Genomic DNA, 23,196 nt, shown 5'->3' on the forward strand with positions numbered 1-23,196 from the left:
TAAGCTAGAATTTAGTATTTCCAAGCTTATTTGGATTGTTCGCTCCTAACTCCCCACTGGTTCCCTTTCTAAGCTCCAACTACTAACTGTTCTTCCAGTTGCCGCCGCTCATCTTCGGCACTTTCATGTTCAACAACAAACACGTTCGAGTAGAGGTTTGCAATGATTTGCTTACCCTGCTGAGTTAGCGACAGGTAGCGAAGCGCATCTTGAATATACGGAAATACCCCATGCCAGTAAAATTTGGGATAGTTCCGGCGCAAGTCTCCAGGATGCCGATAACCTAAGGCTTGATTGACGCCAGTTTCTTCAAACTCATAGTACAAGGCACCAATTTTCTTCAGGTAGCGGGGATCGCTCAGCTGACCAATCAAGTCAGATGCCCGAACCAAGCCTGGATAATTAACCGTATCTTGATGATCCTCTGCTTTTGGGACTGGAAAACGAGTGAGTTCAATATTGCGCTTGATCAATTCCGCATCAATCAGCTTATGACCGCCAAAGCGCTCTTCAATAAAGAGTTTGGCTCGATCGACGTGATACGGTGTCAAGCTGGCATCTGAAGATCCACGAGGCACGGAAACCATTTCTGCATCCTGCCCCGTCGCATACAGTCTTTCGTAGTCTCTATCTAGGCGACACACGCCCTTCACGTAGCCAATGTCATGGCAAACCAAGGAGAGAATGAAGTGCAACCAGTCTTCACAGGACACCCCGCCCTCGCGGATATGTCTACCGCGCAAGATTTCTTGCCCGACCAGAGCGACTAAAATCGAGTGTTCAACATTGTGATAAAGGGCGTCGCTGTTGGCAATGTTTTCCAGAGCCATACCCCCCGCCCAGGCAATAATATCTTCGTAGTCGGGCTTGTAGCCGCCGTAAGTGCGTCGGTAGCCTTCACGAATTCTTTGAACAAAAGAGTCAATTAGAATTTCTGTAGCGTTAAACATCCTTAGTTCTCGCTGATACTGAGTGCAGTGAGGGGGCGTTGCTGATTTGGGAAATAATTGAGCATGAGGCGATCGCTCTCACGGTACCCAATCATTTTGCTGGTGGCGCTACGCCATAAATCGAGTTAATCCGAGGATACAACCTTGTCCTCTGTCGAACGAAATAGATACAACCCCTACCCTTCCAGGATGCAACAAAATTCGGCGACTGGGGTTGTTAATTGTCATGGTTGCTCTGTGTTTCGCATCACAATTCGTTCTTTGACCGCCAGATGGGGGTTTGATACTGCCTTATGACTTGAGTTTGTTGAAAAATTGGAAAATGAGTCTCAACGCGATCGCCTAAAACTCTGTAGTTGAAGAAACTGGGACTCTAAGGCTTTTGGGCTGTTCCGGTCAATCGGCTTAGTTTCTTTTGGCTGTTGCTAAACTAGCATTTCCAACACCAACAGCGCCAATTAATTTGGCGCTTTCCAGGGTTTTGTTAAAGATTGTTGACACGAGAGAAAACGTTAGCTTTAAATCTCCTCGTACTGCCAGCAGTGTCTTCAGATTTACAAGCTTTTTTTTCCGGCAGTTAATACTGGGGAACGGAAAAAGTTTAAGAGTTCTCGATTTACGGTTTGGGGAACTTCTTGCTGCATCCAGTGACCGCAGTGACTAATAAATTTTAGGTTGAAAGGAGCAGCGATTAAGCGTTCCATGCCTTCGGTGAGTTTTCGAGTCAAAAAGGCGTCTTCTTCGCTCCACAAAATCAAGGTAGGCACAGTGACGGGCTCGGGCGATCGTCCCCAGTGATGCAGCCAATTTTGAGGCGACAAAGACGATCGATAGTAGTTAATTGCCGCCGCCAAAACCCCAGGCTTTGCCAGTGCTGCCTGATACACTTGGGCATCCTCGGCAGAAAACGCGCCTTTGCGAACCGCCTGTCCCCGAAACACGTTATTTACAAAATCTTTTAAATTTTGCTGAATCAGCCACTCTGGCAAACCAGGAATCTGAAACGCCAGAACGTACCAACTGCGACGCAGGTGATCCAGGTTTCCCGTCAATTCCTGCCAAAACCTGTACGGATGCGGCGCATTCAAAATAGCCAGACGATTCAGAACGTCTGGAAATTTCTGCGCTAGATGCCATGCGATCAATCCGCCCCAATCGTGACCAACAATATGTGCCCGGACATACCCCAAATTCTCAATCAGACCCCGAATATCGGCGCTAAGAGTATCCAGGTCATAACCACTGAGGGGCTTATCCGAATCATTGTAGCCCCGCAAATCGGGAACCACCACCTTAAAATGGCGAGCCAGTGCTGGGATCTGATGCCGCCAGGAATACCAAAACTCTGGAAACCCGTGCAACAGGATAACTAGCTCTCCCTCTCCTTGGGTGACACAATGTAAGCGAATGTTGTTGGTCTCAATAAAATGGTGTTGCCATGCACAATCAAGGGCGGTCATAGACATCTCTTCCGGCATCCATCGCCAGGGGTTAGCACGTAGGTTTCTCACTTTTCAGATTAGCAGTCCTAGGAGCTTATCTGTCTAAAGAGAGTGGTGAAACCTTGCTGCGCTAACTCCTTTAGCCTCGCTGGGGCACGGCAGGACGATACTCAGAAGGTTTGATTTGGTATTTAACTAGATTGGCTAGGTCTTGTAGCTGACAAATCGCTTCAGCGCCCTCTAGCTTCATTAATTCACGGTCATCCCGCATTTCTGTCCAGGTAATCCCATAATCCGAAACTAAAAAGCGAATTAGATGGTTGTCACCGAGACTAACCATAAATGATGCGCTATTCATTTGGCCTCCGCAGGTATAGCAAGAAGCCAGATAGCCTCGCTGCTCTAGCACAATCGCCAGAGCTTGGAGGTTCATCACTAGATCCTGTACAAATTGACGGTGTTGCTCTGCAAGTCGTAGAAACACGGTTGTCCTCCAACCACCACACCTTAGTTTAAACCTTTTATACTTTCTTAAGATTTTGCTCCCCAGGCATGACGGTAAATTAATTGAGGAGCATAGGAAAATTTAGAACTTGACGGCTCCCTGATTTGCACCAGGTTAACTTGACTATTCAGAAAAGCCAAGTATCAACCATAACAGTTTGAATGATACTCCTGCATCCTAAACAGCAGTGCTAAAGGTTACTTCTAACTAAAGACGGACTTAGCAGTAAAGTGTTGCCAGGGGCAGAATCATCGCTGCATTTAAGGGGATCGCTTGCTAAGGATAAGAATAATCAATTAAATCTAGTCCTATGGGCGAAACTTACTTATAGATTTAGAGACAAAGCCTCTGATAGCTTTGGTTTACCTGTTGGCAAGACAAATCTATCAAATACTTTGTCTCTAAGCACTTCACCCAACCAGATTTTTAGGAAGGTCTAGTTGACGACCTGCCACCAACCAAAGGAAGGTCCGATGAAGCGGATAGTTATCCAAAAAAGGATCAGGAAACCGATACCGTACCAAGCCCCCTGACCGGAGATTTTCACAAACTGTTGTGCCTGAGTTTTGGTAATCGGCACCCAAGGAAGGATGTAGGTATCTTGACCATACTTCTCTTTGAGTGCTTCTTTCCGACGCTTGGATTCACCCATGATTTTTGGTGATGCCTTTAGACATTTGCTTATCATAACGCTGGCGTGGAAGTTGCCGCTGAATTATTCATTAAATTACAAGATTGAGGCAAAGCGACGATCGCTGAGGGGTGTGGGAGAAGCTAGCGATCGCTTGTAAACCAGTTGCTGTCCAAATAGTTGATCCGAGCCAAAGGACTCAGTGCTTCCAGCACCTGAGAGCCGTAGCTGCGGTTATTTACGCGACCATCGAGGAGAGCAACGACGCCCCGACATTCTCGCACGGGGGCGATCGCTCGCTGCAATTCACTCAAAGCCACGGGCAACAAATACAAGCGAAACCAATCTTTACGCTGTTCCTTGTAATGAGCAACCCGACCCGCTACCAGGGGATTTTCTAGAGAGGGGATCGGCAACGTCGCCATCACTAGCAACTGGGGCGCAGGCAACGCCTCCTGATAATGCCGCCAAAATTCCCATCCCGTAACCAGAATGCCATTGTTTGACAAACTGGTTTTTTCTACTTGCACGCGGGAGCCAAACTCAGCCGCCATCACAGACGCCACCTGGGCTTTTAAAGGCGTGTCCTCGACCAGGATCACCGCTAGTCTTTGAATGTCGGGATTTTCTCCCAGCGACCGATCCATTGTCTCAACTAGCATCTGGACTTCTTGAATCAGAACTCCCTGAAATTGAGGCGTATTTGGCATGGGGAGACGATCGGGGAGATATAGCTGAATCAGTTCGTTCTGCCTGTCTGGAGAAAACTTGAGACACGTTAGGTTGCCCAATCCTACCCGCTGACGATAGGCGATCGCTTCTGTCTCTAAATCCAGTGCCGCACCAATCAATACCACCGGCTCGTGGTGCCAAATTTTTTCTAAAGCAGTTGCCACCTCAACGGGGCCGCAATACAAAGAAAATTGGCCCTGACTCCGAGCAATTTCTGCCCACATGAGTTGGTCTTCTGCTTGCAACCGATGCCAAAAATTTCTCCAAGCCGGGGGTAAATTTGGCGAGGCGGGAAATTCTCCCCCTCTCCCACTCCCCTGCTCTCCAGACGGGATCGTTCTTGTTTCGACAAGATTCTGTCTGCCTTCAACTCCTATCGCATTCTCTAAGACCGCATAGAGACGCCTCAAGATGTCTTGCTCAGCAGGTGAAATCAGATAGCACTCGTAAGGATTGGCTGGATGCTGGAAGACAGCTTTTGTTAGCTGTACCCGCGCATCCCGGATTGCCTTTACCTTACGGGGAAAGGCCAGCATCAACTCTTCCCAATCGCTGGGTCGCAAGCTAGCAGTCAGTTGGTCGCGTGCCCACTCTTCCAAGTCATCGGCACCATCAAAAATAGTCGGAATGCCAAAGGGTATCCGATTTAGCCCTTTGAGGCGGTCAGCTAACCAAACCTCTGGAGAGATTAACAGCAGTCCCTGAAAGTCAGCGTCAGGCCATGCATCGCCTGTTAGGATGGCTTTTTCCCTCCCCATCCACTGTCGCATCTGAGGAATTTCCACCTCTAGCAAGCGTTGCTGAACTGATTCTGGAGCCACCAGGATGACAGATTTCGTCCATAGCAGTGCTGGTGCTAGGTAACTCAGGCGATACTTCCCCGTACCGTACGAAGAAACTCCAGTCTGAATCAGGGCAGAACGCCCTAATCTTAAAGCCCGTGCCACCAGCCTCGCCATTGTCAGATGATGAGGCCAAGAACGATTCTCCTGCTCGCGAAGGAATGCACGTAGTGAGGAATGAACTTCTACCTCTATCACTTTAGATTTGAGACTTTAGAGTTAGGAAAGCAAAAAGTAAAAAAGATCGCTTTACATATTTTCTCTTTTTTTTCGCCTTTTGCCTGCTGACCCTTTGTTCAACTTTGCTGTAATTTTTCTAAATAATCAAATTCCTTGACAAATTCAATCAATGTACCTATTGGGGGGAGAATCAAGCTTTGCGCTTCCACCGAGTTGTTTTTCGGCAAACCGCTGGAATTAGATTGACTTTGATTCATAAACCGTTTCCCAAACACTGGGTGATGATAAACATTCAAGGTTTGATCCGTAGAATTATTTAGCACGGTCTGGGTTGGAGCCTGGAAGAAGTTTAATTTTCTTTTCAGTTCGGGCACCATTTTGCAAATATCGAGACTACCGACTTGATTGATTGTTTTATTAAGGGAGGCAGTTAATTGCTTGACCCGCTGAGCATCTTTATGCCCTAGTGATGATTGATTTTGAGATTGAAGTAGGTTCACTAGAGCGCTGATATTTTTCTGAGTTGCTACTGCATCGTTGAAGGGAAAAATAGCCACGTAAGCCAGGGGAAATAATTGATCGTTGCTATCAATTCTGAAAGTGAGAATTGTTTTTCGAGCGCTGACTTCCAAACTGGGAGGATGAGCGATCCCCGGATAATGCTTAGAGAGGTGATGATAAGTAGTGGCTAGTGCTAAATTTGCTTCTAAATCTAACGGTGCATCTACGATAATTCGGACGGTTGGCAGCGTTTCATTGAAGAACTTTTTTGATTCTTCAGTGGTAAGACGAAAAATTTCCGTGCGATCGCCATCCGGACTCAAGTCAACCCACTCGCAGGTTACTCCTTCAGTTTTCAGGCCGAAACGGGAGACTGCATACAGTTTTGCCCCAGTTAATATCGCCCCAGTCAGGTCAGCTCCAATCCAATCGGCTTTAATCAATCGAGCTTGGGTAAGATCGGCGTGAACTAAGCTGGCATTGAGTAAATTAGCATTGCTAAGGTCTGCGCCGATTAAGTTAGCTCCGCTTAATTTTGCACCGCTTAAGTCTGCCCAACGCAGATTTGCACCGCTTAAGTCTGCCCAACGCAGATTTGCGCCGCTTAAGTCCGCTCCGCTGAGATTTGCGCGACTGAGATTGGCTTGTCTTAGTTCTGTCTCTCGGAAATTGGCACCGCTCAAGTCGGTGCGGCTCAAGTCGGTGCCATTTAAGTTTGCCTGCTCCAAGTTGGCTCCCGTCAAAAAGGCACCCCGGAGGTTGGCTTCATTCAAACTGGCGCGACTGAGATTGGCTTCTCTAAGAGTGGCTTCACGCAAATCAGCACCGCTGAGGTTCGCTGATTTGAGATTGCATCCACTCAGATCGGCGCGAATTAGCTCGGCTCGAATCAAGACGGCTTGAATGAGCTGCGCCCCCCCCATATCCGCTCGAATCAGGTTAGCAACGTTGAAGTTTGCCTGGTTTAAGATGGCATTGCTAAGATTGGCTCCACTGAGCCTCGCGACATTAAGTTTGGCTTGAGTCAAGTTAGCGGCTTCGAGATTGGCACCGCTGAGATTCGCCACGCTTAAATTAGCGCCTGTCAAATTAGCGCCGCTGAGGTTGATGCCACTCAAGTTTGCCTCACTCAGGTCAATTGCCGCGAAGTTTCGCGCACCGGCTGCGTATCTTACTATCAGTTCATCGACATTCATTTCGAGCCACCTTGCCAGCATTCTCATTTTATGGTTAGGAGGAGGGCGCTACCAGCAAGCCTTGAGGTTCATTTGTCGTTTTGAGTGGCTGGGTGAGTTTGCAGCAGATGAACCCTGGCTTTGCTTGCGTTGAGTCGGGATTTTTCCCCGGCATCTATCTAAAGTTGTACAAAGTTGTACAAGCACTAATCTAGCGTGCCCCTCTGTAAATCTTAGAAGTAAGTTCAGTGAGGGCATCCTCAGAGTGATGAAGGATGAATGAAGAAATCTATTATGCTCCCTACCTCATCTGTTTGGAAGGGCTTTACTTTAAGAAAATAGTCGTCCAGCCATTTTGACAGAAGCCTAACGAGCGGCTGATTGGATCGTGGGGTAAGTTGGCACTGTATGCTAGAACATCATGCTAGAACATCGGTACAGTAGTCCCAGAGAGAACCCCTCTCCAGCCCTCCTTGTTTCGGGGAGACAGCTAAATTGCTCTTGTTTTCCTCATTTTGAGGAAATTTAGGAGCTTATACCATTTTAGATTTTGGATTTGAGATTTTGAACTGTAGAAGACTTGCGGCAATCGCGTCTGAGCCAGTAGCCATTTCCAGCAAGTTATTTGTGCCGATCTTACGGTGAAATAGTATTAGACAGAACCATGAATATTGGGATTGTAGGGTTGGGGCTAATTGGCGGCTCGCTGGGTTTGGACTTACGAGCGGCTGGCTATCAGGTTTTGGGGATCGCGCGTCGAGAGCAAACCTGTGTTGATGCGATCGCGCGAGGGGTTGTGGATGATGCGAGTGTGGATCTGGCACTCTTGGCAGCTGCCGATGTAGTTTTTGTGTGTACGCCCATTAGCGCGATCGCCCCAACCGTACAGCAGCTGATTCCTCATTTGTCTGCCAACGCCATCATCACAGACGTGGGTTCGGTCAAAAAGCCGGTGGTGGAAGCGCTAGAACCGATTTGGACGAACTTCGTGGGGGGCCACCCGATGGCGGGGACGGCAGAAAGTGGTCTGGAAGCAGCTCAGACTCAGCTATTTGCTGGGAAAGCTTATGTGTTGACGCCGGTGAAGACGACTCCCCCAGCAGCCGTGAATATTGTCGAGGAAATTGCGCGATCGCTCAAAGCTAAAATCTATCAGTGCCGTCCCGAAGACCACGATCGCGCGGTGGCTTGGATTTCTCACTTGCCGGTGATGGTCAGTGCTGGTTTAATTAATGCCTGTATCAACGAAACCGATCCCGCGGTTCTAGAATTAGCGCAACAATTGGCGAGTTCTGGCTTCCGGGATACCAGCCGCGTAGGCGGAGGCAATCCCGAGTTAGGCGTGATGATGGCGCGGTACAATCGCGGGGAATTACTGCGAAGTCTTCAACAATATCGAACCGGACTCGATCAAATTATTTCTCAAATTGAACAAGAAGACTGGAACGCATTGCAGGAGAAACTTTCTATCAACCAGCAGACACGACCGAAGTTTTTGAATCCAGAATAGATTTCTTGCAAAAATCTTTAAGTAACCAATTCCCAAATTTTTCCCTTGCTAAGAAGAAAGAAAGATTTGATTTCTTCTCTCTTTTACAAAAGCGTCTATTAGATTTTTGCAAAAGGTGTAATTATTAGCGCGATTGCTCTATCGACCTATTGCCAATGAGGCAACGAAATCACAATATGTCGTAATTGCGATCGCGCAGATAGACGAAACCAGAAAACAATTGTAGGCTGCAACAACAATAACGGCTCGGCTTCCTGTTGGGTCATTCGCGCCAGCTTGTCGATAGCATAACGAAATCGGCACATTGTCAAGCGGAAAGTAGGTTCTGCGGCTAAAAGCCATGATTTTTCGTAGCGGACTAAGTCCACCACCCAAGGCGGCTCGATCTCTTTTAACTGAGCATTATTTTCGATAAAAGTAGCGAAAGCGATCGCATCTTCTAAATGTTTTTTAATTCCTCCCGGTATATGGGTTTCCGCATATCGCCAAAACAACTCGGCAAAGCTTCTACCTAAAACGCGCTGCGTCAAAGGTAGCAATTCGCGAACTTCGCCTAGCCGTTTGCGCTTCAGCGAACTCGCGAAGAGATTAACCTGTTGAGCAGACAATTTAGCAAGATGCTGTGATTCATCGGAACTCAGCCCGAACTCCTCACCAACAGCTTGCGGATTGGCAAAGAAACGCTCTCTTAATAGAGTATTGGTATAAAGCTTGGCTAAAATTTGCTGCGTTTGTGCTAATCCCATTTTCCATGACGCCTGCCAATCTTGCGTGCCCCCTCTAGTTCGGCAGAGAGTTCTGCAAAAGGAGGCAAATTTTCATCCCGTTCTAAAACAATTCCTTTGACTGGAATTCGGGCAATAACTTCTTCCATAAGTGTCCATACTTCTGGATGTGTCGAGTGGGAATGGCTGTCGATGAGGATGCCGTTATGCCAATGTCCGCCGACAAAATGTAGCTGGACGACTCGCTCTAGGGGCAATTGCGCCAAAAAAGCATAGATGTCATGGTTATGGTTAACTGCATTGATATATAAATTCGTCACATCCAACAGCAATCCACAATCCGAACGCTCTAACACTTCCGCGAGAAACTGAGCTTCAGTCATTTCCGCACCGGGGACTGTCAATAGATAAGAGATGTTCTCCAAAATCAGCGGCACATCAATGTAGCGACGCACTTGGGCAATATTGCGGCAAAGAACTTCCACCGCTTCGTGTGTATAAGGCAGGGGCGACAGATGCCCGATATCGACTCCGCCTGCTTTCGTAAAGCAGATGTGTTCGCTCCACCAAGGCGGGTTAAGTCGTTTAATGAGTTCTGCCAGCTTGCGTAAGTAATCTGCGTCTAAACCTTCTGCACTCCCTAGCGATAGATTAATCGCGTGGGGAATTAACGGGAAATGGTCAGCCAGCAATTCTAACTCTTGCTGCTTGTAGGGCAGCACATCCAGATAGTGTTCGGCAACAATTTCCAGAAAGTCAACCGCTTGCCGATGCAAAAACAAGTCACTGCGGAACGGTTCCCGAAAACCCAGTCCGACGCCTAATGTTGGTAAATGAGAAACCATTCCTGGCTATCCTCCTCCACACCCACCACATCCGCCACCGCAACTACTGCCGCAGGAACTACCACCAGAACTACTACACGAACTACTACACGAACTACCACCAGAACTACTACACGAACTACTACACGAACTACCACTGGAACTATTACACGAACTACTACTGGAGCTACTGGATGAAATTTTTTGCCTATTATGCCTATTATTAGAGCCTCGACCCGATGAAGAATTAGACAATTCTGGAAGAAATGCTTCTTGATAGTAGAAGTAGGGAGTTCTAGCAAGCGCCTCCACGCCAAAAACTGCTACCAGCAAGTTGTAGTTGAGTTCATAAGGAAGACTCGCTGTTGCCTTCTGCTTTAGCTGAGCGAAGGTTCCTTGAAGTCGTCTCAGATATCTTTGCCCGCGATCGCTCAAGCGTGGCGGCTGGCTAATCAACCAAAGCAGCATGATGATTGAGAAAACGCCCATGATAATGAGAAAACCCACGTTATGGCGTCCTTTTGCTAAGGCTACCAGAAGCTTATAGCTACCTAAGCTAAAGATGAGCGTAGCTCCGATTAAGCCAATATTTATATTCCAGGCTTTCCACTCGTCTGCATACAGCAGTTGTTCATTTTGCAGATGCTGTTCGTAAACTGTATATTTCTGTGTCAAGCTAGCGGGTAATGACCAAGAGTATTTCATTTCGCTTGCTTTTCGCGAAGAAGAGAACCAATCAAACACTTCGCGTTCTATCGGCTTCAATTGACCCAAGTCCGGATGTTCTGACGCTTGCTTAAGGTACTGTCCGTTAACTTGTAAGTAACCGCGCTGGATTAACTCGAAGACTACTAGCTTCGTTAGTTCAAATTCTCCGCCGCGCAAAAAAGCAATTTCGTAAGGGTCGGGTTCGGCAGGAATTAACGGCAGAGATTGGTTTGTACTTGGATCTTGCACGCTCCGCCAACATACTAGCAACGTTGTCACGATAACACAGGCGTAAAACAATAGAAAATGCGGCCCATACATATCCCCAATTGGGTTGTGCAGCAACATATCCATTGGCAGTCCTCCTTGTTTTGGTGATGGCTCAAAAGCAGCGACATTGAGTGTTTCAATGGTTGCAGCCTTGTGCTAAAAGATTGGGCGAGGGCCTAACACTTGACTTCGCTAAGTTAACAGATAAAAATCTCACCCGCCACCGTAGCTATCATCCTGATTCTTCACCGCTACATCTTCTACTGCTATTCGGCTAACCTTTTCCCTGATGCAGTCCCGTAGCTTGTAAGGAATAGGTAAAACGCGCGATCGCTTTCCTTCGCTACTAGCTACCTGTTAGTTTTTCCAACTTTGCTCCGCAAATTTTGCAAAACCGAGCATCTGTATCATGGGATGATAAACCGCAAGTAGGGCAAAGGGTTTGTACCTGATTAGCTGTTTTAACCAATCGCTTGATCAAGTCGCCCAATTGCCAAGGAATCAGAGCAATTCCGGTCAAAATCATTAAGACTGTCATCAAGCGACCTCCTTGTGAAATTGGTGTTACATCGCCAAATCCAACTGTTGTCATTGTGACAATAGAGAAATATACAGCATCCAAAAAAGTAGCGAATACTTGAGGATTTACTGGATGCTCAACTTGATAAATCAAGCCGGAATAAACAAATATGATTGCTAATAAAGTAAATAATATTCGAGCTGAAATCTCTCCATCTTCATTGATGGTGCGACCAAATAATCTTTTACCTTCTATGAATCGAAGAAATCGCAAAATCCTAAACCATCGAAATACCCGGATAAAGCTGATATCTACCACTCCTAATAAAAATGGCAATATTGCTACTAAATCTATAATTGAATAAACACTTAATATATGTTGAACTTTATTGTCTGCACACCATAAACGAAGCAAATATTCCCATGCAAAAAGTAGGAAAATTGCATAGTCTATAGTATTAAGATTAATTCGGACGTAATTTGGGAGTGGATAGGTTTCGATAACAAAAATTGCTGAAGACAGCAAAATCATTCCTGTAATTAGGAAGTTGAACGCTTTTCCTGTTGGTGTTTCAATGTCTTCTAAATAAAAAGCAATTTTTTGCCGCATCTAGATAAAATCACAAAACGAAAAGTGGCAGCTTGATATCAAACAGGAGAAAGTCGGGTAATCGATAATCGGTAAAAATCTTTAAAGATAGAGCGATAAATCACGTTTGAATTTTGAATTAATTATTTTGAATAACTCAAAGTTTTTGTTTCTTTTTTAACAAAGCAAACCTCAGTGATAGTTGCTCAACTCCCAAAAAACAGCAGCGAAAACCCACTTAAGTATAGGAGTAGAATTAAAAAACTCTCGAAGCTAATATTTCCAATTCCATGTGTTTCCCGCCGCAACAAGCCCAAAACTAGAATGACGGTCATCAGGATCGTCAACGCGATCGCAAAAATCTGAGGCTGTGCCAAAGCATGATAAATCGAACCCTGCCGATAAGCAAAGTCAGAGAACGCCACCAGCATCACATCGAAGCTATTTCCCCCGATAACGCCACTCACCGCAAGCGTCAGCGCCCCTCGTCGCACCGCCGCGATGGTTGTTACCAGTTCCGGTAGGGCAGTTGACAAAGCGGTAAAAAGCCCTCCTACCATCGTTTCAGAAAGACCGCTGTGCATAGAGATCGAGATTCCAGCTTCCGCCACAAAATAACCGGCACTGGCAAGCAGCCCCGCCAGCAAAGCGAACCTTAACCACAACACAGTCAATTTAGTACCCTCGGAATTATCTGCCTCCGGTTCGTCAACTTGCGTTTCCGCAGTCCGCCGAGGCCACCACATGGGCGTAGTTTGAGCCTCTGCCGCCAAACGTAAGCCAAAGATATAAGCGGCTGGGATAAGGAACGAGGCGGGATGAATTCCAAAAAAACTGACATCTGGCCCAGACATTGCCATCAGAGGAATTGCTAATAAAGCAACCAGAAGTGTTGCCTGCATCAGATTTGGCACGGAGGCAGCTGCGTGTGTCAGGTTGGCTTTCCCATAGGCAAGATCGGCAATGCTGAGAAATGCTGTTTGGGCAGCAATCCCTCCTAAAGCACTACTGATGGCAAGTTCGGCGTGACCTCCGGCGGCGGCGGTGACAGAGGTAACAATGCCTGCTAATGAGGTGCTACCGCCGAGGAACAAGGCACCCATCAGTGCTTCTCCAAGACCCGTTTCATCCGCTAGACGATCCGCTGTGCTTGCCATCATCGTTCCTATAACGGCAATCACCGCAGCAGCGATAAAAAAAACACTAATACTCAGGGTTAAGGAATCAAACACATCCACCTACTATGGTTCGGTTAATTTTTTCAATGCAAAATATTTGATTGCCCCAAGCAGAGTTTCTAAGGGGAAAATTTCTCCACCCTTTTGCAAAGGAGGGAAATTGGCTTATAGCAATGTTTTCCAGAGGGTTGCAGGATCTCCCGATCCGGAAAAGCAGACCGTATTGTGTTTAGGGATACCTCCCCTAGAGTTTTGGGTTTTTGGGTATCTAACCCAAACTGTATTGGTATATCCACCGCTTTTGTCTGGTAGTTATTGTCAAAGTAAGCACCCTGAGAATGGCTCCCTAAGCTTCATTATTCCTTGCACAGCTTTTCAGGTGCCTGTACTAGAAGTCAGATTCAGCAAAAATTTCTCGTAGAGCGATCGCTCTTTTTGTATGCTCCTATACACGGCTTCGCGCGTTTCTTAGCGCTAGCTACAACAATCAGCAAAGCGACAGCGCGGCACATCTAAAATAGCGAGTGTGATTTTACAACAGAAGAAGCCAGCATGAAACGCGATCGCATTGCACCCGGACCCGGTCAAGAGTCAGTCTGGGATTACCCTCGTCCCCCGCGTCTTGAGGAATCATCCAAGCACATCCAGATCGTCTTCAACGGCGTCACAATTGTTGATACTCAGCGGGCAAAGCGCGTACTAGAAACCAGTCACCCGCCTGTCTACTACATTCCTCCCCTAGATATCAAAATGGAATATCTAGTGCGAACTCTTCAGGAATCGTTTTGTGAATGGAAGGGAGGCGCTTTCTACTACACAGTCGTTGTCAGTGACAAACAGGCACCGAATGCCGCTTGGGGTTATCCCAATCCCACACCAAACTTCGCCAGCATCAAGAACTATCTCGCTTTCTATCCCCAGATGATGGATGTTTGTTCGGTCGATGGAGAACAAGTGCAGCCGCAACCTGGAGGTTTCTACGGCGGTTGGATCACCAGCGATATTGTTGGCCCGTTCAAAGGTGAGCCAGGAACCTGGGGCTGGTAGTATTTTCCAGGGGTGTACACCAGATGTACAAGATGTACACCCCTACTCTGCCTAGAACTCATTTAAGAAAATCCGGTCAATCCCTGGCATTGCCGTCTCTTCCACCATCGTTCTGGCGTGCGTTCCGGGTCTTCATCTTCAAAATACTTCGGGACGCTACTCTCCGTAAGCGGGAGGTTTTGATTATTAAGAGTGGAATCCTCTGCTGACCCGTTTTTGTCGAGGTTACAGAAGAGTGGCGAATCGACAGAGGCGGCGTCAGCCTCATCCAATCTGTTCTCTATTTTTGCGGAGGTGGCATCAGCTTTATTGCCAAAACTTCTTAGATCGTAAGTAGCCGAATTGTTAGGGAATGGCATTGTTTTATAACCGCTGAATAAACTAAATTTGAAACTTTTAAACAGAAAGATGTTCTACTTTGGAGTATAGCTTATTGAAAATTAGTTTCAATAAGTTTTATGACTTAAAGCTAGAGAAAGCCACTGGTATATCCTCAGCCGTTCTAGCGAACAGTGTTTGAGACAGAAAGAGAAATTACAAAGAATATCTTCTTGCACGCGATGGCATAATTCAGTTATCGTGGGAAGCCCTTCTTGGTCTAGAATGCGCTTGTCGAGAAGGGTATTCTTAAATCATGGCAAATCAACAGTATCCGATTCCCGTTGTCGTCAACGGTGCGGCTGGAAAAATGGGTCGCGAAGTCGTCAAAGCCGTTGCTCAAGCAGACGATATGACTTTGCTGGGGGCAATCGATCGCTCTTTGGAATACCAGGGTCAAGACGTTGGAGAAGTGGCGGGTTGCGAACCCTTGGAAGTTCCCATTGTCAGTGACTTACAAGGGATGCTGGTGCTAGCGACCCAGGAAAAACAACAGGGCGTTATGGTTGATTTTACTCATCCTGACTCAGTTTATGAAAATGTGCGGACTGCGATCGCTTACGGCATCCGACCTGTCGTTGGCACAACTGGACTTAGCCCGCAGCAAATCCAAGAGCTTGCTGAATTTGCCGACAAAGCCAGCACGGGTGCCCTGATTATCCCCAACTTTTCCATTGGCATGGTGTTACTACAGCAGGCAGCTGTCCAGGCGTCCCAATACTTTGACCACGTTGAAATTATCGAGTTACACCACAACCAAAAAGCCGACGCTCCTAGCGGTACCGCCCTTCAAACTGCCCAGATGTTAGGCGAACTGGGTAAAACCTACAATCCACCGACGGTAAAAGAAACTGAAAAACTACCCGGTGCTAGAGGTAGCCAAGCCGATGAGGGGATTCGCATCCACAGCGTTCGCTTACCCGGTCTCATCGCTCACCAAGAAGTGATGTTTGGGGCACCGGGTCAAATTTATACCCTACGCCACGATACTTCAGATAGGTCTTGCTATATGCCTGGTGTTCTTCTCGCCATCCGCAAAGTTATCCAGCTCAAATCCCTAGTCTATGGGTTAGAAAAGATACTATAAGTGGCTAATCCCTAATCGAAGGAGCGAAGGATTGCTCTTAAACAATTAGCCATCCTTCAATTAGCAATTCGCTTTTGAACAATATGTTAGTCCCATTAACGCGCAAGAAATTTGAAGACTTGATTCCCCAGATTGCCACTGGCCCGCAGTATGCGTACTGCTGGGGCAAGTTCCCAGACTTTTTAAAGCGATTGCTAATTTCTGTAGTAGCTGTGGTGGTGGTTTTACTCGTCGGCAAGTTTTTGCTGGGCGAGGATCTGAGCGCGATCACCTTTTTTCTGGGAATCATTGCGGGTCTTTACTGGTTGTGGGCACCCGTCTATTGGGCGAGTCTCCGGAATGCTTCTTATCGCCGCTACGCCTACAGTGGATTCTGGCGGGGTGAAGTCGTGGATATCTTTGTTTCTGAAGAGTTAATTGGCGAAGAGCAAACCGTCAACAATCGCGGGCAACTAGTGATTGTTGAAAATCGAGAGCGTCGGTTGAACATCGAAGTTGGGGATGAAACCGGATTTACGACCCAGATGCAAGTACCGCTTCGCCGCATCCATAAAGCAGTTAAACCCGGTCAAGTTGCTGAGATGGTCGTGCTGTCCAATCAAAAAGACTTGGGTCGGATTGCCAAGGTGACAGACATTTATATTCCCAGTCAGAATCTCTGGGTGAGTGACTATCCTTATCTGCGGCGAGACTTTTTTGAGGATGTCAGCCGTCAGTTAGGAGACAATGACGATGTTTCCTATCCTGAAGACCGTACTCCTAAGCGTAGGCGATCGCGTCGCCCTTGAATCGAGAACCGGCTAATGGCTAATGCCCCGCCTCCCTGCCCTTAGCCGACACCATTCGTATCCTGCCCATAAGCTTGCCATGCTAAGTCAACTAAACCATTGACAATCGCCGCTGCTACCACCGCACTACCTTTACGTCCATCAATTCGGATATGAGAAACTAGCGAATCATTCAGCCGTTCCTTGGCAACATCCACATCCACAAATCCCGAAGGCGTGCCAATCACCAATGCTGGTCGAATTTCTTCTGCCTCAATTAGCTCGACCAGGGAAATGAGAGCCGTCTGAGCCTGACCTACCACAAAAATTCCTTCTGGATAGCGTCTAGCGAGGGTTTCAATTCCCCAGGCAGCGCGGCTTTTGTCTTTTTGAGGCCGCGTCAAGGCTTCCATACTGCAATACACCGGATTAGCAAAAGTACTTTGGATCGTGGGGCTAATGCCGACTTGTACCATTGGTACATCTACCACAATGGTGCTACGAGCTGCCAAAGCGGCTGCGCCAGCTTGGAGTGCCCTCTCAGAAAAGCGAATTAAAGACCGATATTCAAAGTCAGCGGTTGCGTAAATGACGCGACGCACAATCTCAAATTCCGCTGGTGAGAAGATGTGGTCGCCAATTTCTCGGTCAATGATTGCCAAACTTTGGGCATCCGTTACGTGCCATTCCATAGCGATTCGCTTTCAGCTTTTAGCTATCAGCTTACCAGCTAGCAGTCCGAAATGATTTTAGAAAACCAAAAGAGTGTTATTAAACGACAAAGAAATAAAGGAAGAGAAAGAAGATAGAAAGATGTTATGAAATCTTCTTGCTGTATGCAGGTATGTTTAGCAATTCGTTAAAAAATATCTGACAAATCAAATAGGATTGCGATATCAGCTTTTTCCGGGCAAGAGGTGTGAGGAGATGCCTCTTGCCTCTTGCCCTCATTCTCTGGCAAAGCCTGGAAATATTCTAGCCACTGACGGATTTTTTCAAGTTTCCGGAGCCGAAGACTGAACGATCATTGGTGATAGGTAAGCGACTAAAGCACCGATGAAAAAACCGGCGAAGTTGCGAAACAGGGGCAACCACTCCGAGGTGCGAGTAACAACGGGGCCGAGACCAAAAGCAATGAATAGAATTCCCCACAAGGGAGAGAATATCAAAGCCCACTGCCATGCAAAAATTTGTCCCTCTTTGCGGGGTACAGCGGCAAAGCCGCAGATAATTCCGCCCACAATGGAGGTAATTAGAGTGAGAATCCACTGTTCTCTGGGCAGTCCGGGTACAACCCGGCAACCGCCCTGACGCAGACAGGTTTGAATGGTTTCTAATGATTGAATGATGGCTTGGTCTTCGCCATTTTCGCGCACGAAGTAGAGATTGCCGAAGCGCGTTTGCAACTCAATCCAGAAGGTTCGGGGCATGAGTTTATAAGCGTCATCGCCTACATTAAAATTGAGAATATTACCGCCGCGTTGGTCGGCAACCAGCAACACGCTTTTATTATCCAAGCTCCAATAATCTTTTAAGGCAAGACCAGGGGTGCGGTCGTATTGAGTTAATACCCGCAGCTTCCAACCTGTTTCTGCTTCAAAACTCTCTATGTTTTTGACCAATCCCTCTTCCTGAATATTTGTCAAGGCTTTGGCTAAGTCAATGATTGGGGTAGGAGTCTCCGGCAGTAAGTCGGGATTGTTATAGGCGTGAGCAACGGGAGCGATCGCCCAAATGGACAAAGCCAGGAAAAATGCGACTAAAGATGCCACAATTCGTTGTTTAGGAAGAGGCTTCATTGGCAGTTCGGTTTCTTTAAAAGCGAATGGGTTAGGTAAACTAATATTTCTTTACACTTGTTTACCATATTTTAATACAAGGAGTCTCTAGGGGTATCTATTCAGGAGGGGAGAGGGAAAAGGACTAAGGATAAGGACTGAGGGCTGAGGGAAAAGGGGAGAGGGAAGAGAAAAAAGGGGTGATTCCATGCCAGCTTTGATGTTGCATGGAATCACCCCTGACTCTTGTGCTGCTCTGGTGCGATGTCTACTGCGATGTCTACTGCACTAACTAAGTTTTCCGAAACCGGGTGGGGTCAAGCCGCATCAAACCCATAATCAGCGCTACTCCTACAACAGCGCCTCCTAAGTGAGCAAAATGGTCTACCCCGTCTTGAATCCCAGTTTGTTGAAATTCAAAGAACACTCGCTCAATCACAAACTGACCCAAAATCAGAACTTCCAAGACTTTGCGCCAATTCCAGCTCAACTTAATCAACACGCTGACCGCGAATAAGCCAAAGACGGCTCCCGAAGCCCCTAAAGAATAGATTGGCCCATGCTGGAAAAGCCAACTCATCAGACTAGCGCCCAGTCCGCAGATGATGTAGGAAGCGACCACCCCGAAGATCCCTTCCTCTTCCTCAACTAGGCGACCAAAGATATAAAGAAAAAATAGATTTCCCGACAAGTGCGCCCAGCTGGCATGACAAAACATCGCCGTGAAGAACTGATAAAAGGCTGGGCGGGCATGATTGAGATATAAACCTTGAAGATTGAGGCTGAGAATATGGTCAGCAATAAAGATAACTAGGTTGATCAAAATCAGGGCAAAAACACCGTTGTATTGGGTGTTTCGTCTGCGGTTTGATGAACGATCCTCTAGTAGCAAGTCAGTTGCAGAATCGGTCGGTTCTGAGTTTCCCTGATTCTTTCTCATAGCTGGTATTCTCAACGGCATCTGTATTAATAATCTTCTGAGTCTGACGACTCCCACTCCTGATAATTTTTATGAGAAGTGGAGGCATTTTCAGTGTCTTGATAAGAATCACCGTATCCACGAGGCTCAAAACCATTTCTTTGCCCTGGTGGCAAACGCTCGATTGACCTACGCCCTCCCGTAGGACGCTTGAAAGTTTTCCAAGCAGCTTTCACACCGGCAAAGACGCTGCGGGTGCCAACTTGCACGTTTTGAGCCTGCTTCTTAGCACCGCTAATGCTTTGATCGACTTGTTTAACGACTTGACTAGCGCTCTTGACGCCTTCATTGACATCATCTGTCAAGTCACTAATTTCCAAACCCGTCAGGCGAATTGATTCTAGTGTGGGGGGCATTTCTCGGTTTAGCGTATCTGCTAACTTTTCTACACTGCGAGCTGCCCGCGCTAATTCTTGTACCGCTGGCAGCAGCGATACTAAGACGGCAGCTAAGCTAACCGCCACCAGTAAAACCGACAATCCTAACCAAAATAAGGGTTCAGTCACTCTTGCAATCGCCTATCGTCTGTGGTTACAAGGGGGCGTGCATCAGCCTGGACTTCTTCATCCGTGATTTGTTTGAGTGCTTCTTGTTCGCGTGCCGATGCTTCAATTCCAGCAGCGATCGCCTGTTTTAATCTCAAAAGCGTTTCATCCCAGTTTCGCAGTGCTGATTCTGAGAGGCGGTCAGCTTGCAGTTGCACGCTGGTCGATAGGTCTTCGGCTAATTCTGGTAGGGCATCGGCAGATTTTTTTAACAGCCGCCGCGTGTCTCGACCTGTACGAGGGGCAACCAATAATCCGGTAATGGTTCCAAGAGCGCTGCCTAGCAGCAGACCACCAATAAATGATCCAGCACGGTTGTTTGACATTTTCTAGTCTCTATGTCTTAATTCCAATTTTAGGCAGTTTTCCTTCATCCGTCGTTGGTACAGGCAGCAATACGAGTACCTTTGGAAAAAGAAAATCGCCCTTATCTTAACAGCAGTGGTTTGGGTAGTTTCAACTTCTGCGCCAGAAGCGCTGCGTTATTCCTATCGACTTTGGCTTATTCCGCAGCCACAGTTTTTGTCCCAAACCGAACAATGCCAAAATTTTTTGCACCCGTTGTAGTTGAGGATCGAGTTGCTGATATCGCTCTGTGAGCCGATTAACCCCAAGCTGACCTTTAGAAAGAGTTTTGGGGGCACCGCGTAACACTTTATAAGTATTCCGTTCGGCCGCGAGTACAATCTTTGTAATTTTTGCCAGACGCGATCGCAGTTTTCGGAGTTTCCAGGCAACATACAACAGCATCAACGAGAGCAGCACATTGAAAACCACAACAATTGTCACCATCTCTCATCCTGAAAGCACCCAGCCTCTCTAGTTTGACTCATCTACCGCTTTTTGAGCGTTCATTTCCTGCTTCATCAACCCCTCAGCTACCTTGCTAGTAGGTAGTGCTTAGGGTTGGATAATTTTCTGAGTTGAGGAGACTTGAAAGATCGTGAATTTATTAACCTCCCATTCCCGATCTAGGGGCGTATTTGCACCATGCCCCTATGGAATCTGATAATACATACAAAAAAGATGGGCGAAATACCCATCCTCAAAAACCTTGTCTTATTGACTGATTGAGAAAGCTGTTAACAGACTACTCGTTCTGGGTCGGGAGAGCCGCAGTGGTTACAGGTAGGTTAATCGTTTGCCCATTCCGAAGCACCTCCATCTGTAAACTACTGCCCACTTGGCTCCTTTCTACTTGCTGTTGTACTGTGTCTGTGTCTGTGACCAATTGACCGTTGATTTTTTGGATAACATCTCCCGTGCGTAACCCTGCATTGGCAGCAGGGGAGTTTCGCATGACTCTGACGACAAGAATGCCTCGATCCGCATTGATATTCACGCGACTGTTGGAATCTTCATTGATTTGCTGTTTGACTTCAGGCGTGAGTTTCACCATCTGGATGCCCAGATAAGGATGTTGCACGTTGCCAGTCGTCGCCAGCTGATTGCCAATGCGTTGAGCGGTATTGATAGGAATCGCAAAGCCTAATCCTTGGGCACCCCGGATAATCGCTGTATTCATCCCAACCACTTCACCTTTGGCGTTCAGCAGTGGCCCGCCTGAGTTACCCGGATTAATCGCGGCATCTGTTTGGATAAAGTTTACCCGCTTATCGGGAACGCCAACTTGAGAGCTAGAGCGTCCAGTGGCACTAATAATCCCTGTTGTGACGGTATTATCTAGACCCAAGGGGTTGCCGATAGCGATCGCCCATTCCCCAGGTCTCAGCCGATCTGAATCACCCAAACGCACCGTCGGCAGATTATCCGCCTGAATTTTAACGATGGCGACATCTGTTACCGGATCTGTACCCATCACCTTACCTGTAAAGGTGCGCCCATCCTTGAGAATGACGTTTACAGTGTCGGCACCAGCGACTACATGGGCATTGGTGAGAATTTGACCATCCGTATTGATAATAAAGCCCGATCCCGTACCCCGTTCGACTCGCTCTTGTGGGCCAGTCGGCAACTCAGCGCCAAAGAACCTGCGGAAGAGGGGGTCATTGAAAGCGTCAGGGAGTTGTTGTGTCACCGTGCGGGAAGAATTAATCCGCACCACTGCTGGTCCCACCTTGTCCACAACTTCTGTAACAAAGTTAGTGTCTGTGCTAAGTGGTAGTTGTGCCTGAGCAACCGCAACTCCTGGGGTTAGAGACACTTTAGAAGTAGACTCCTTGGAGGACAGCAGGGTATTTGACCCCAGATAGCCGCCTGAGAAGGTGACACCAGCTCCCAGCAGCACCAGCGATACATAGGTGGCTGCCTTTTGCCAGGGTTTAGGTGCCGAAGCGTCAAATCCTTTCTGGTTGGGTTGCCTGGAATTATAATCGCTATCTTGCTGTTTGCTTTTCATTGTTGACACCTGCGACAAGGAAGTTAAAATTCTGTACGCTTGGCTCTGGTGAAGACAGCTCTGTTATCCGCTGGTTTACCAAGTGCGTCCGCGTGAAAACGCTATGTAAATTTGCCTGTATAGATGCTTTGTTTAACATCTCTACATCTCTTAATTTAGACATCTCATGTGACGTGCTTGTGACGTTGATGTTGCACTCTAATGAAAATTCTTGGGGCTGGAGAGGAGATATCTACTTTTTGGAATACCTCTCAAAGGAGCAGCTTTGCCCCACTCGCCCGCATACGATCAAACGTAAGCGAGTGCCTAATTGTTCGGGTGTTCCAGAAGCGGCTGACTCATTCACCAAAATCACGGGTAATTCATGTGAAAAATATTACTAAGCGCCCAGCGGGTTTAGTGGCAATCGTTATTTACAAAATCTTCAGTGCTTTACTGCTTGCGGTGATTGCGATCGCTTTAGGATTAACAGTCAAAGAACACCAGCTTTTGGTTGATTTTTCAGAATCTTGTGCTTTAGAAGGTAAATTAGACATTATTAAATGGACTCTGGACAAGATTTTAAATTTTAACCCTAAAACTTTGCAGTTTACCAGCATAGCTGTTGGACTCTACGCGATTTTAACTGCGATTGAGGGAATCGGTCTTTGGTATCAAAAAGGTTGGGCAAAAATATTAGTTTTGGTACTGGTAGGGATTAGTATTCCACCTGAAATTTTTGAGCTATTCCGCAGAATATCGCTACTAAAGCTAGCAGTTTTTTTGGTAAATTTAGCTGTGTTTTGGTATTTGTTGCGTCATTCACTCTCTACCCGCGATGATGGGCAATCGCAGTAAAAATTGAAACCCGGCTTGAGCAGACAGCGATCGCTAACTTTAAAATCCCAGATTGGATATTTTTGATTAAAAGTTACTTGACTTAATTTAGCTGACCCCTGTTCTGACAGCTTTAGGAAGCGTTTACATGGTAGCTAG

25 protein-coding genes are annotated in these 23,196 nt (G+C 47.0%); 6 read left to right on the top strand and 19 right to left on the bottom strand.

What is annotated here, in order from left to right; genetic code table 11:
* Positions 1 to 68: 68 nt before the first annotated feature.
* From NC997_RS05775 to NC997_RS05790, 4 genes are all read right to left on the bottom strand, one after another.
* Positions 69 to 950 carry an Npun_R2479 family HD domain-containing metalloprotein gene (locus NC997_RS05775; protein WP_190413028.1) on the bottom strand — a complete coding sequence of 294 codons (882 nt, stop codon included), beginning with the start codon at positions 948 to 950 and terminating at the stop codon, positions 69 to 71.
* Positions 951 to 1,504: 554 nt separating this feature from the next.
* Complete coding sequence (locus tag NC997_RS05780) at positions 1,505 to 2,410, bottom strand: alpha/beta hydrolase (RefSeq protein ID WP_206753381.1); 906 nt, start codon at positions 2,408 to 2,410, stop codon at positions 1,505 to 1,507.
* A 121-nt stretch (positions 2,411 to 2,531) separates the two neighbouring features.
* Entirely contained in the window at positions 2,532 to 2,876 is a 345-nt protein-coding gene (locus NC997_RS05785; RefSeq protein WP_190413027.1) for a DUF1815 family protein, read from the bottom strand.
* A gap of 457 nt (positions 2,877 to 3,333) precedes the next feature.
* Positions 3,334 to 3,549 carry a DUF2839 domain-containing protein gene (locus tag NC997_RS05790; protein WP_190413707.1) on the bottom strand — a complete coding sequence of 72 codons (216 nt, stop codon included), beginning with the start codon at positions 3,547 to 3,549 and terminating at the stop codon, positions 3,334 to 3,336.
* Between NC997_RS05790 and NC997_RS05795 the strand changes: the two genes are divergently transcribed.
* The gene (locus tag NC997_RS05795; RefSeq protein ID WP_348257766.1) at positions 3,548 to 3,688 is read left to right on the top strand and encodes a hypothetical protein; all 141 of its coding nucleotides are present in this window, start codon (positions 3,548 to 3,550) and stop codon (positions 3,686 to 3,688) included. The two genes, NC997_RS05790 and NC997_RS05795, sit on opposite strands and share 2 nt — an antisense overlap.
* On the opposite strand, the gene NC997_RS05800 is transcribed toward NC997_RS05795, so the two are convergent.
* On the bottom strand, positions 3,672 to 5,300 hold the full coding sequence (locus NC997_RS05800) for an ATP-dependent DNA helicase (protein ID WP_190530045.1): 1,629 nt from the start codon (positions 5,298 to 5,300) through the stop codon (positions 3,672 to 3,674). The two genes, NC997_RS05795 and NC997_RS05800, sit on opposite strands and share 17 nt — an antisense overlap.
* Positions 5,301 to 5,398: 98 nt before the next feature.
* The gene (locus tag NC997_RS05805) at positions 5,399 to 6,979 is read right to left on the bottom strand and encodes a pentapeptide repeat-containing protein (protein WP_190429586.1); all 1,581 of its coding nucleotides are present in this window, start codon (positions 6,977 to 6,979) and stop codon (positions 5,399 to 5,401) included.
* Positions 6,980 to 7,622: 643 nt separating this feature from the next.
* On the opposite strand from NC997_RS05805, the gene NC997_RS05810 reads away from it, so the two are divergent.
* Positions 7,623 to 8,468 (top strand): prephenate/arogenate dehydrogenase, encoded by an 846-nt coding sequence (locus NC997_RS05810; RefSeq protein WP_190530047.1) that lies wholly within the window; start codon positions 7,623 to 7,625, stop codon positions 8,466 to 8,468.
* A gap of 146 nt (positions 8,469 to 8,614) precedes the next feature.
* Here NC997_RS05810 and NC997_RS05815 read toward each other — a convergent pair whose 3' ends face one another.
* The 5 genes from NC997_RS05815 to NC997_RS05835 all read right to left on the bottom strand — a co-directional run bounded on the left by NC997_RS05815 (position 8,615) and on the right by NC997_RS05835 (position 13,335).
* Complete coding sequence (locus NC997_RS05815; protein WP_190530050.1) at positions 8,615 to 9,214, bottom strand: hypothetical protein; 600 nt, start codon at positions 9,212 to 9,214, stop codon at positions 8,615 to 8,617.
* Positions 9,205 to 10,038: a DUF692 domain-containing protein gene (locus NC997_RS05820; protein WP_190530052.1), complete on the bottom strand. Its 834-nt coding sequence runs from the start codon at positions 10,036 to 10,038 to the stop codon at positions 9,205 to 9,207. The genes NC997_RS05815 and NC997_RS05820 overlap by 10 nt, the downstream gene beginning before the upstream one ends.
* A gap of 6 nt (positions 10,039 to 10,044) precedes the next feature.
* Positions 10,045 to 11,079, bottom strand: coding sequence for a TIGR04222 domain-containing membrane protein (locus NC997_RS05825; RefSeq protein ID WP_190530054.1), 1,035 nt, complete (start codon positions 11,077 to 11,079; stop codon positions 10,045 to 10,047).
* Between the two features lie 262 nt (positions 11,080 to 11,341).
* A complete protein-coding gene (locus NC997_RS05830) occupies positions 11,342 to 12,124 on the bottom strand; it encodes an ion transporter (protein WP_190429584.1) in 783 nt (260 codons plus the stop codon).
* A gap of 185 nt (positions 12,125 to 12,309) precedes the next feature.
* Positions 12,310 to 13,335 (bottom strand): sodium:calcium antiporter, encoded by a 1,026-nt coding sequence (locus tag NC997_RS05835; protein ID WP_190530056.1) that lies wholly within the window; start codon positions 13,333 to 13,335, stop codon positions 12,310 to 12,312.
* Between the two features lie 498 nt (positions 13,336 to 13,833).
* Here NC997_RS05835 and NC997_RS05840 point away from each other — a divergent pair, with 498 nt between their 5' ends.
* Entirely contained in the window at positions 13,834 to 14,328 is a 495-nt protein-coding gene (locus NC997_RS05840) for a DUF427 domain-containing protein (protein WP_190429582.1), read from the top strand.
* 62 nt (positions 14,329 to 14,390) lie between these two features.
* Here the strand turns inward: NC997_RS05840 and NC997_RS05845 are convergent, their stop codons facing one another.
* Positions 14,391 to 14,687, bottom strand: a complete 297-nt coding sequence (locus NC997_RS05845) for a hypothetical protein (protein ID WP_190530058.1) — start codon at positions 14,685 to 14,687, stop codon at positions 14,391 to 14,393.
* Between the two features lie 275 nt (positions 14,688 to 14,962).
* Between NC997_RS05845 and dapB the strand changes: the two genes are divergently transcribed.
* Together dapB and NC997_RS05855 are read left to right on the top strand one after the other, a co-directional pair.
* Entirely contained in the window at positions 14,963 to 15,793 is an 831-nt protein-coding gene (gene dapB / locus NC997_RS05850; RefSeq protein WP_190413020.1) for a 4-hydroxy-tetrahydrodipicolinate reductase, read from the top strand.
* Between the two features lie 83 nt (positions 15,794 to 15,876).
* Positions 15,877 to 16,581 (top strand): phosphate ABC transporter permease, encoded by a 705-nt coding sequence (locus tag NC997_RS05855; RefSeq protein ID WP_190413019.1) that lies wholly within the window; start codon positions 15,877 to 15,879, stop codon positions 16,579 to 16,581.
* 41 nt (positions 16,582 to 16,622) lie between these two features.
* On the opposite strand, the gene NC997_RS05860 is transcribed toward NC997_RS05855, so the two are convergent.
* The 7 genes from NC997_RS05860 to NC997_RS05890 all read right to left on the bottom strand — a co-directional run bounded on the left by NC997_RS05860 (position 16,623) and on the right by NC997_RS05890 (position 22,221).
* Complete coding sequence (locus NC997_RS05860; protein WP_190413018.1) at positions 16,623 to 17,252, bottom strand: precorrin-8X methylmutase; 630 nt, start codon at positions 17,250 to 17,252, stop codon at positions 16,623 to 16,625.
* Positions 17,253 to 17,555: 303 nt separating this feature from the next.
* Positions 17,556 to 18,359 carry a TPM domain-containing protein gene (locus NC997_RS05865; RefSeq protein WP_190413017.1) on the bottom strand — a complete coding sequence of 268 codons (804 nt, stop codon included), beginning with the start codon at positions 18,357 to 18,359 and terminating at the stop codon, positions 17,556 to 17,558.
* A gap of 271 nt (positions 18,360 to 18,630) precedes the next feature.
* The gene (locus tag NC997_RS05870) at positions 18,631 to 19,278 is read right to left on the bottom strand and encodes a rhomboid family intramembrane serine protease (RefSeq protein WP_190413016.1); all 648 of its coding nucleotides are present in this window, start codon (positions 19,276 to 19,278) and stop codon (positions 18,631 to 18,633) included.
* A gap of 26 nt (positions 19,279 to 19,304) precedes the next feature.
* Positions 19,305 to 19,823 (bottom strand): DUF948 domain-containing protein, encoded by a 519-nt coding sequence (locus tag NC997_RS05875; protein ID WP_190429729.1) that lies wholly within the window; start codon positions 19,821 to 19,823, stop codon positions 19,305 to 19,307.
* The gene (locus NC997_RS05880; protein ID WP_190438532.1) at positions 19,820 to 20,188 is read right to left on the bottom strand and encodes a YtxH domain-containing protein; all 369 of its coding nucleotides are present in this window, start codon (positions 20,186 to 20,188) and stop codon (positions 19,820 to 19,822) included. Before NC997_RS05880 ends, NC997_RS05875 begins: the two co-directional genes overlap by 4 nt.
* A gap of 130 nt (positions 20,189 to 20,318) precedes the next feature.
* On the bottom strand, positions 20,319 to 20,654 hold the full coding sequence (locus NC997_RS05885; RefSeq protein WP_190530060.1) for a hypothetical protein: 336 nt from the start codon (positions 20,652 to 20,654) through the stop codon (positions 20,319 to 20,321).
* Between the two features lie 298 nt (positions 20,655 to 20,952).
* Entirely contained in the window at positions 20,953 to 22,221 is a 1,269-nt protein-coding gene (locus NC997_RS05890) for an HhoA/HhoB/HtrA family serine endopeptidase (RefSeq protein WP_190530062.1), read from the bottom strand.
* Between the two features lie 375 nt (positions 22,222 to 22,596).
* Between NC997_RS05890 and NC997_RS05895 the strand changes: the two genes are divergently transcribed.
* A complete protein-coding gene (locus tag NC997_RS05895; protein ID WP_347276166.1) occupies positions 22,597 to 23,058 on the top strand; it encodes a DUF2127 domain-containing protein in 462 nt (153 codons plus the stop codon).
* Positions 23,059 to 23,196: the final 138 nt, after the last annotated feature.

Source organism: Trichocoleus sp. DQ-A2 (genome assembly GCF_039961915.1).
In the GTDB taxonomy this organism is placed as follows: domain Bacteria; phylum Cyanobacteriota; class Cyanobacteriia; order Cyanobacteriales; family FACHB-T130; genus FACHB-T130.